Here is a 6,366-nt window from a genome sequence, read left to right on the forward strand (position 1 = left end):
AAAAACCGCATAGCGGTTTTTTTATTATGCCAATATCGAATTTTCTATTTTTATATTATAGTTTAATTGTTGGTTGAAAAAAATTGTCTATATTCAGCAGCTTTTGCATCACTAGTTGTTTTAAAACCGCCTTCAACTTTTCCTTTGTATTCACCATCTTCATAGTAAATAATAGTTGGAGTCACATCGATGAATTCCCATCCTTGTTCAAATTCCCACACGTTATATTGATATAATTCTACCCCAACTTCTTCTACAATTGGATTCAGAACTGGAGTAGTATACTCACAAACTGGACATGTAGGAGAAAAGAAGTAGACATAGAAACTTTCCCCATTTTCTTTCATTTCTTGAAATTGATCAGGAAGAATAATATTCTGATAATTTTCATCATCTAATTGTTTTCTAGTTTCTGGTTTTAAATCTTTAGGTGAAGTTTGATACAATCTTTCAGCATCTTTTTCATACTTTGCATAAGCTTGATTTTCAGAAAGTTGATTTACGAAATATAATGATGCAATTAACACAATAACAATAGAAGAATATATAATTAGCTTCTTCATAAAACACCCCTATTCTAGTTTCTTGATTTTATTATAATATAAATCCTGGACAGAGTGAATGTTATCCATAATTTTGTCATTTAAAGTACAGTTATATAAATAATGGTTATTATATTGGATAGTTCATGAATAAAATGGATAATCTATGATTGTTATGTTTTACAATTGATGTGGAGGCGATTAATTTGGTCGATGTGATGATTAGACCTGACATGAGAACATCTAATGGAGAAGTAAGTGATATTTTACTGCATAATAAATATGTAGGAACATGTTCAATTGTGTATCGTGAAGGGGAAAGAATTGCGGGTGCTGTTCAACTTGAGGAACAATCATTAGATCGATTTAAAAAAGATAGAGTAACAAGTTTTGTAAAAACTTATATTCAGTCTTTGATTGATGCGTTGCATGTGAATGAGTGTGATGTCATTGTAAGTTACAGTAATTACGATCATGTCATTGCAACAGAAGGAAATGTAGGAGAAATAGAAGAGATCATTGAAGTTGATGAATATTTTTCCGACAATGATACTGAGCAAGATATGATTGATTTTTCAGATGAAGAAGAAGCTGAAAGTACTCAAGGGTATGAACTACTTATCGTAGGTGAAAGGAAAAATGCGGTAGAATATCATGTTTACAATGAGGATGAAAATTGGATTGCAGAAGCGTTTATGAGTATATTTGGAACAGATGTAGTTGGGGAAGTGAGTTGGCTTAAAGAACCAACAGAACATGAGTTAAATGATGTTACAGAATTGATTATCTCCGATTTTGATGACGAGGAAATGGATACTTTTATGATTGATATGACTTATCAAGGTCAACTGCTAGAAACCCTTGAACTTACACATGAGGAATTACTTGAAGATACAGAATATACAATGACTTCAGATTATACGGATGATGACTTTAATATTGTACTTACAAGAGATGATAATGAAATATTAACTTATGATATCTATAGGTCACTGAATCAAGGTGAACTTCCATTTGGAAGAGCGACTATTGATATCAGTGAATTAGAAGTTGTGGGTTCTATTGATGTAACCGATCCAGGAATTGAAGAAGAAAGGGAGCAAATCGCAACAGCATTGATGAAGGAAATTGATAAAGTATGTGACTACAATAGCTTCAACCTTACAATGATGTATCAAAATAAACCCATTGATGAGATTATGTTAGAAAATGATCAGATTCATTAATTAAAAACTAACATCATTAGCTTCACTTATGTTAATACCATCATTAAACTCGCCGATTGGCGAGTTTTCTTTATTTGCCACAGAAATTTTTACCGGTATTCATGTTAAATTCCTTATGATATTCTAAAAAAAACCAACATTTTCTTATATTTGAGGAGAATCCTTTTTTATGTTTGAAATACTTGTTGTTACAATGATCATATTATCGCTGGGCACTAGCTTTTTATATGATAAAGATATTTATCTAGTTTATGTTATATTTTTAATACCAATTCTGCTAGTATATTATTTTTCTGATATTGAGATAGTAACCAACTTAATGTATTGCATTTTTGGTATTGTTGGGATTATCACATTTTTGGGTAAATTATCTTTACATGAAGGTAATAAACCTAGAAAGTATGCTTCGTCTATGTTGCCTTTATTAATATTCTCAATCATTGTAAATGTTGCATTATGGGATAATTATTCAAAAAGCTTAATTCCTGGCTATTATGACGGTATGGGTATGTCTAATAAATTAGCCTATGGGTTTATTGGAGATGATTCCTGGTCAACTGAATTGTATAATAGTGCTTTTGAACAATCCATTTATATATCCGTTATTTTTATTGTTGTTTATCTCATTCTTTTAATAATGGATCGATCTAGAATAAAGAGAAATAAGAGTAAATAATGATAATTTGTAAGCGACTTATTGAATTCAAGTTTTCTTAACATAAAAAATGTTACAGGCTGTCAAAAGCATGTTATGATATAATATGTTTGAATTTTTTAAGATAAGGGATGAAAGTCATGAGTTATGAAATACCAAAAAAAGTACAGCTTTTGGGTACAGATATACAAAAAGAACAGTTAAGATATCATACTAAAAAAGTATTGGTCTCTAAAGAATTTACTTTTGATAGTGCGCATCATTTACATTGTTATGAGGGAAAATGTCAAAGTCTTCATGGGCATACATATCGATTGCAGGTCATCATGTTAGGTGAAACTGACGAAAGAGGTATTGTCATAGATTTTGCAGATATTAAAAAAATAACAAAAGAAAAAGTAATAGATCCATTAGATCATAAATATTTAAATGATGTTTTGCCACCTATGAATACGACGGCTGAAAATATGGTCGTTTGGATATATGAACAAATAAAAGAAGCTCTGATTCATGAAGGATGGGCACCAAAAGTGATCTTAGAAGAAATTCGTCTTTGGGAAACGCCAACTAGTTATGCTTCTGTAACAAGAGCATTAATGGAGGAATGAACATGAACGAAATCAAACTTCCTATGGTTGAAATTTTTGAGACGGTCGAAGGTGAGGGGACTGGAGCAGGTTTTCCTACCATATTTGTCCGTCTTTTTGGTTGTAATTTAAGATGTACTTGGTGTGACACTCCTTATAGTTATCCACCAGAAAAGGCTGAAAAAGTAATGAGTATTGAAGAGATTGTGAATGATGTTCGCTCGTACTCTTCACATCATATTTGCCTGACAGGCGGGGAGCCCTTATTATATGGAGATCATTCTTTAAAATTAATAGAAGAATTAGTTAAACTAGAACAAATTAAAGATATTCATATTGAAACCAACGGAGCCATAGATCTAAAACCATTTATTAGTCAAATAAAATCTTCAAAAGTTAGATATGTCATGGATTATAAATTGCCAGATTCCGGTGAAATGGAGAAAATGAATGCAAATAACCTTAAGTTATTGCGAAAACAAGATGAATTAAAATTCGTTATAGGCAGTGAGCAAGACTTTTTCATAGCTAAGCTATTATTGGATACCCACAAAACAAAAGCATTACCTTTATTTAGTCCAGTTTGGGAAACGATGCCGCCTCAAAAATTGGTAGAAATGATGTTGAAACATAAATGTTCACATATTAAGTTGAATTTACAATTGCATAAAATCATCTGGGACCCTGCAATGAGAGGTGTGTAGGATTCATACTTATTTACAATTTAAAAACAATGAGGTGTAACAATGAATAAAAAAGCAGTTATTATTTTAAGTGGAGGGTTAGATAGTACAACCTGTATGGGAATTGCAAAAGACCAAGGGTACGATTTATATCCAATCACGTTTGATTACGGACAAAGACATAACATTGAAATTGAAAAATCAAAACAAGTTGCAGATTATTATGGAGTCAAAGATAAACAAAAAGTGATCTCTTTATCCTTTTTAAAAGATTTTGGTGGTAGTGCATTAACAGATGAAAATCTGGAAGTACCAGATGTAGTAAAATCAGATGGATCAACTGATGAGGATTCTGACATTCCAATCACTTATGTTCCTGGGCGTAATTTATTGTTTTTATCTATTGCTACATCCTATGCTGAAGTGTTAGAAGCAGATGCAATATTTATTGGTGTAAATGCCCTTGACTATAGTGGATACCCAGATTGTAGACCAGAGTTCATTGGCAAGATGGAAGAAGTCATTTCTTTAGCTACAAAAGTAGGAGTAGAAGGTCAAAAAGTGAAAATAGAAACTCCGCTTATTTCTTGGAGTAAAGCTGAAATCATAAAAGAAGGTTTAAAAATAAATGTACCTTATCATCTAACTACTTCTTGTTACAATGGAGAAGAAGAAGCCTGTGGTACATGTGATAGTTGTCGTTTAAGATTAAAAGGTTTTGAAGAAGCAGGTTCAAAAGATCCTATTCCTTATTCTTCTTAGCCCACCCTAATATCAGGCTACATATTGTCCCAACAAAAGGACCTCCTAACTCACTAACTATTAGTGATTAGAAGGTCCTTTTTTATTTTAACACTAGAGTTTTCTTGAATCGGTAGGTTTACCACTTTTAATCCAAGTCATATAAGCAATATTTAGATAGGTTAAACAAATACTTCCATATATTTTCTTTTTGCTAAAGATTTTAAACTAGTTAGTAAACGAGAGAATATGAAAGGTATTTAAACAAAAACATATAATAAATCGCTTACATGGTAGATTGATAGAATAGATCATTAGTAAAAATGTGTGTATAATTTGTATTTGTGAAAATCGGGTGACATTCGTTAGGCGAAAGTCAAAAACTAACAAATATAACAGAAAAGAGGGCAAATATTGAATTTACAACAAACGTGGAAAGATTCCTGGTTCTCGAATGTTAGAGGCGACGTTTTATCAGGAATGACTGTTGCCTTAGCATTAATACCTGAAGCGATAGCATTTTCTATTATTGCTGGTGTAGATCCCATGGTTGGATTATATGCATCGTTTTGTATTGCAGTCGTCATTGCATTCGTAGGTGGCAGACCAGGAATGATTTCAGCAGCTACAGGTGCAATGGCATTATTAATGGTTACATTAGTAGCAGAACATGGATTGCAATACTTATTGGCAGCAACCATATTAACTGGTATTATACAATTTTTAATGGGCATATTTAAATTAGGTCGATTTATTACTTTTATACCACAATCCGTCGTCATTGGTTTTGTGAATGCTTTAGCGATATTAATATTCATGGCTCAGCTTCCTCATTTTGTTGGGGAATCATGGCAAATGTATGCTATTGTTGCAGGTACGTTAGCGATCATCTATATTTTACCTAGATTTACTAAAGCTATACCATCAGCATTAGTGGCAATTATTGTGATGTCTATTGCTGTGATATTTAGTGGACTAGAGATGAGATCAGTTGGAGACATGGGTAAAATTACTTCTGAACTACCTATTTTTTTAGTTCCACAAATTCCTTTTAACATAGAAACGTTAATGATTATTCTTCCTTATTCCTTCACATTAGCACTTGTAGGAATTTTGGAATCATTATTAACAGCAACCATTGTTGATGAAATGACCGAAACAAAAAGTGATAAAAATAAAGAAATTAGAGGTCAAGGCATTGCTAACTTTATCACTGGATTTTTTGGTGGTATGGCAGGTTGTGCGATGATTGGTCAATCCGTAATTAATGTTAAATCAGGTGGAAAAGGCAGATTGTCTGCTTTAGTTGCTGGTGTATTTCTACTCTTCCTTATCTTAGTATTAGGTGACGTTGTAGCTATGATACCAATGGCAGCGTTAGTGGGAGTTATGATTATGGTTTCCATCGGTACATTTGATTGGCAATCTCTTAGAGAATTAAATAAAATACCACGTAGTGATGCAGTTGTAATGGTTGTAACGGTTGCAATCGTAGTTGCAACACATGATTTGGCTAAAGGAGTCATTGCAGGAGTTATCTTAAGTGCATTGAATTTTGGCTGGCGTATGAGTCAGATTAAAACGAAGGTAGCAATAGAAAATAATATCAAAACTTATACAGTTTCAGGACAATTGTTTTTCGGAACAATGACTCATTTTGTAGATTTATTTGATGTAAACAGTGATCCAGATCATATTGTAATTGACTTCAGTCAGTCCCATGTATGGGATCATTCAGCAGTAACCGCCATATCAAAAATAATTATGAAGTATCAGCAATTAGATAAAAAAGTGTCCATTGAAGGATTAAATGAAGAGAGTAAGGCCATCATTGAACAGGTAGGTTTAAGCTCATCCTCCGGACATTAATATGATATAGAACTATTTACAAACAAAAAACAACCTCTCCTTCTTGATATGCTCCCCTTACGG

General features: G+C 32.5%; 7 protein-coding genes. 6 read left to right on the forward strand and 1 reads right to left on the reverse strand.

Annotation, left to right across the window (positions count from 1 at the left end):
• Positions 1-62: 62 nt before the first annotated feature.
• The gene (locus ERL59_RS05620) at positions 63-563 is read right to left on the reverse strand and encodes a thioredoxin family protein (RefSeq protein ID WP_160645209.1); all 501 of its coding nucleotides are present in this window, start codon (positions 561-563) and stop codon (positions 63-65) included.
• A 185-nt stretch (positions 564-748) separates the two neighbouring features.
• Between ERL59_RS05620 and ERL59_RS05625 the strand changes: the two genes are divergently transcribed.
• The 6 genes from ERL59_RS05625 (at position 749) to ERL59_RS05650 (ending at position 6,303) form a co-directional block, all read left to right on the forward strand.
• Positions 749-1,768: a hypothetical protein gene (locus ERL59_RS05625; protein ID WP_160645210.1), complete on the forward strand. Its 1,020-nt coding sequence runs from the start codon at positions 749-751 to the stop codon at positions 1,766-1,768.
• Between the two features lie 169 nt (positions 1,769-1,937).
• Entirely contained in the window at positions 1,938-2,444 is a 507-nt protein-coding gene (locus ERL59_RS05630; RefSeq protein WP_160645211.1) for a hypothetical protein, read from the forward strand.
• 119 nt (positions 2,445-2,563) lie between these two features.
• Positions 2,564-3,031 carry a 6-carboxytetrahydropterin synthase QueD gene (gene queD / locus ERL59_RS05635; protein WP_160645212.1) on the forward strand — a complete coding sequence of 156 codons (468 nt, stop codon included), beginning with the start codon at positions 2,564-2,566 and terminating at the stop codon, positions 3,029-3,031.
• On the forward strand, positions 3,028-3,714 hold the full coding sequence (locus tag ERL59_RS05640; protein ID WP_160645213.1) for a 7-carboxy-7-deazaguanine synthase QueE: 687 nt from the start codon (positions 3,028-3,030) through the stop codon (positions 3,712-3,714). Before queD ends, ERL59_RS05640 begins: the two co-directional genes overlap by 4 nt.
• Before the next feature lie 42 nt (positions 3,715-3,756).
• Positions 3,757-4,455: a 7-cyano-7-deazaguanine synthase QueC gene (gene queC, locus ERL59_RS05645; RefSeq protein WP_160645214.1), complete on the forward strand. Its 699-nt coding sequence runs from the start codon at positions 3,757-3,759 to the stop codon at positions 4,453-4,455.
• Positions 4,456-4,848: 393 nt separating this feature from the next.
• Positions 4,849-6,303, forward strand: a complete 1,455-nt coding sequence (locus tag ERL59_RS05650; RefSeq protein ID WP_160645215.1) for a SulP family inorganic anion transporter — start codon at positions 4,849-4,851, stop codon at positions 6,301-6,303.
• The last annotated feature ends 63 nt before the right edge of the window (positions 6,304-6,366 follow it).

The sequence above is a fragment of the Chengkuizengella marina genome (assembly GCF_009910845.1).
GTDB lineage: Bacteria > Bacillota > Bacilli > Paenibacillales > KCTC-33759 > Chengkuizengella > Chengkuizengella marina.

What these genes read in the sequence shown, in the direction of transcription:
- queD (WP_160645212.1), top strand. Translation starts at nt 2,564, where the DNA reads ATGAGTTATGAAATACCAAAAAAAGTACAGCTTTTGGGTACAGATATA.
- ERL59_RS05630 (WP_160645211.1), top strand. Translation starts at nt 1,938, where the DNA reads ATGTTTGAAATACTTGTTGTTACAATGATCATATTATCGCTGGGCACT.
- ERL59_RS05620 (WP_160645209.1), bottom strand. Translation starts at nt 563, where the DNA reads ATGAAGAAGCTAATTATATATTCTTCTATTGTTATTGTGTTAATTGCA.
- queC (WP_160645214.1), top strand. Translation starts at nt 3,757, where the DNA reads ATGAATAAAAAAGCAGTTATTATTTTAAGTGGAGGGTTAGATAGTACA.
- ERL59_RS05640 (WP_160645213.1), top strand. Translation starts at nt 3,028, where the DNA reads ATGAACATGAACGAAATCAAACTTCCTATGGTTGAAATTTTTGAGACG.